Here is a 2,693-nt window from a genome sequence, read left to right on the forward strand (position 1 = left end):
AAAAGCCCGTTGCCTCCGTTTCCAGGGCCGCGTAACCTTCAACCCCGGCAACGTCGTTCGCCGAAGTTCAACAAACTTCGGGACATCCCCGCCAATGAAAGCCTTGGTCACGACCGTGAGGGAAGGCGCTATGCGTCGGAGTAGTGAGAAGGGACGGTCCCGGATATAGAACGGCGGGTTTGCGGTCTCTGGGCATTACTGATGAACAGATCTGCTGTAGCCAAGTTGTCCAACTGACGTAGCTTTCAGGCTCATAACCTGAAGGTCGTAGGTTCAAGTCCTAACTCATCGGTGGGTATGCGCAAAGGAACGTCGCCACGCCATCGGCGACAGCCTCATTCAGAACGTTCGGCTCAACGGGAAGCGCCCCGCCGAGGCTCTTCGCGTGCGCTTCTGCTGACACGAGTGCAACGAACTGACTTGCTAGCGCGGGAAGAGTTTGGGATGGCGTGCACCCCTTGTTGCGACAGCCGTGCAAGCTCCTTGGTAAGCGCGTCATTAACGGCAAGTGGCCCTTCCGCCCGCCACGCCTCCAGGACATCTTTCGGCAGGTGTGCCTGTGTAGGGTGGTGAGAAAGTAGATCCCATGGGGTGGATAGCGACCCGCTCTCTGACAGAGTGGTGTTGTTGAACCGGCCACCTGGAGACGACCATGCAATTCTTAGCTGACCGCCCCGAAGAACCGACCGCCATCCGCACCGATCTTGGCGCAATTTTCGTCTCAATGGAATTGAGCCGATCGAGCTGGCTGATCACGTCGCTGTCGCCCGGCAATGGAGATAAGATGTCGAAGCATGCCGTGCGCGGCGGTGATATTGCCGGGCTGCTGGCGCGCTTTTCGCAGCTTAGGGAGAAAGCGCAGGCGCGAACGGGTCGGTGCTTTCCGATCATCTTGATCCAGGAGGCCGGTCTTGATGGATTTTGGATCCATCGTGTGCTGCGGGCCGAAGGGCTTGAAAGTCACGTCGTCGATCCCGCCTCGATTGCGACCTCGCGTCGACGCCGGCGTGCGAAGACCGACAGGATTGACGGCGAAGCGCTGATCCGTGCGCTGCTGGCCTACAAGCGTGGCGAACCGCGAGTGTGTGCGATGGTCAAGGTGCCAACGCCTGAAGAGGAAGATAACCGCCGCATCAGTCGCGAACGCAAAGTGCTGATCAACGAGCGAGTCCGGCACGTCAACCGGATCAAGGGGCTTTTATTCGCACAGGGCATATCCGGGTATGAGCCCCTGCATCGCAACAGGCGAGAGCAGCTCGGGGAGCTTCGAACCGGTGATGGCCGAGTGCTGCCGGAGCATATCAAGGCCCAGATCGGCCGAGAACTTGATCGTCTCGAACTGCTTCTCGAGCAGGTCAAGGCGGTAGAGGCGGAGCGGGACGTTTTGTTGGCGGTGACACAAGGGGCAGCCACACCCGCCGCGGCCGCGATGTTGCTGGATGTGAAGGGCATCGGGCCTGAGCTTGCCACCGTGCTCTGGTCGGAGGGATTGTTCCGCAGCTTCGGCAACCGAAGGCAGGTGGCAGCCTACGCCGGCCTTGCACCGACGCCTTGGCAAAGTGGATCGGTCGATCGCGAGCAAGGCGTGTCGAAAGCCGGCAATCCGCGTTTGCGAACGACAATGATCCAACTCGCCTGGCTATGGCTGCGTCATCAACCGCACTCAGCGCTTGCCCTCTGGTTCCATGGCCGGACCGAGCGCAACGGCGGTCGGACACGCAAGACGACGATCGTGGCGCTTGCCCGAAAGCTGCTGGTGGCGCTTTGGAAATACGTGACCGCCGGCGTCGTGATAGAAGGCGCCACGATGAAAGCCGCCTGAAGACATCTACTGATCTAATCCCGTAATCCGTCAGGACCTGATCAGTTCTGGCCGATCCAGGTGACGAACCGATGTGGCCTATGGCTGAAACGCCGAAAAGTAGAATGNGCAGATGGACGGTCCGCGCTACATCTGGTGGAACTTCGTGTCCTCGCGCCCCGAGCGTATCGAGCAGGCCAAGGAAGAATGGCGCCGGGGCCGCTTCGAGACGGTGCCAGGTGACGAGGAGGAGTTCATCCCCTTGCTCGAGAACGCGCGGCAGGTGATGCGCGCCGAAGGCGGGGTGCACTACCCGTGAGCCCTCGCCTTGCCGCGTCGGCTGTCGCGCTTGTAACGGTGTCCCGCTTCCCCGGTCTTTGCCGCCGACGAGCCCACCATGCTCGAGCTCGCCGGAATAGAGACTGTCGGGCGGACACCGCTTCAGCCTGCAGCAACCGGCTGACACTATACGCCAGCAGCGGGATAGACGACCTTGTTCTGCGCTGTTCTTTGTGCGCCTGGCGTCGGCACGGCAGGGTCGATCCGCCTAGACGCCATCAGATGGTCGACCGCGTGGTCGTTCAGCAGCAGGTAGTCGCTAATGATGCGGCGATGTCACCGCCACCAGACCGCTTCCGAACACATCAGCGCCAAGCGTTGGTCACGACCAAGATGGACCAGTTCATCGAACGCGGAGCGAATTCGTCACCCAACGCGTAATCGGCGTAGTTGTGGAAACTCTGGACGCGCCAATGCGCGTCGAGAGCGTCATCGATACTGGGCTGCTTCTTCCTTCGCCCTCCTGTCAACGTCGGAGCAAAACCGGGCCAGTGGGGCGGAGTAAAAGCAGGCCACTGGCGTGAGGGGCACGACACAGGAAAGGGCCCGATCG

General features: G+C 61.0%; 2 protein-coding genes and 1 pseudogene. 2 read left to right on the forward strand and 1 reads right to left on the reverse strand.

Features of this window, described 5'->3' with window-relative positions; translation table 11 throughout:
• Window positions 1-280: 280 nt before the first annotated feature.
• Window positions 281-541, reverse strand: a complete 261-nt coding sequence (locus tag VQ044_RS25960; protein ID WP_442872919.1) for a TetR/AcrR family transcriptional regulator C-terminal domain-containing protein — start codon at window positions 539-541, stop codon at window positions 281-283.
• Window positions 542-652: 111 nt separating this feature from the next.
• Between VQ044_RS25960 and VQ044_RS24595 the strand changes: the two genes are divergently transcribed.
• Complete coding sequence (locus VQ044_RS24595) at window positions 653-1,822, forward strand: IS110 family transposase (protein ID WP_331827855.1); 1,170 nt, start codon at window positions 653-655, stop codon at window positions 1,820-1,822.
• A 112-nt stretch (window positions 1,823-1,934) separates the two neighbouring features.
• Window positions 1,935-2,120, forward strand: a pseudogene (locus VQ044_RS24600) (pirin-like C-terminal cupin domain-containing protein); the annotation flags it as partial.
• Between the last annotated feature and the right edge of the window lie 573 nt (window positions 2,121-2,693).

This window comes from Aurantimonas sp. C2-5-R2, from assembly GCF_036549495.1.
GTDB classification, from domain to species: domain Bacteria; phylum Pseudomonadota; class Alphaproteobacteria; order Rhizobiales; family Rhizobiaceae; genus Aurantimonas; species Aurantimonas coralicida_A.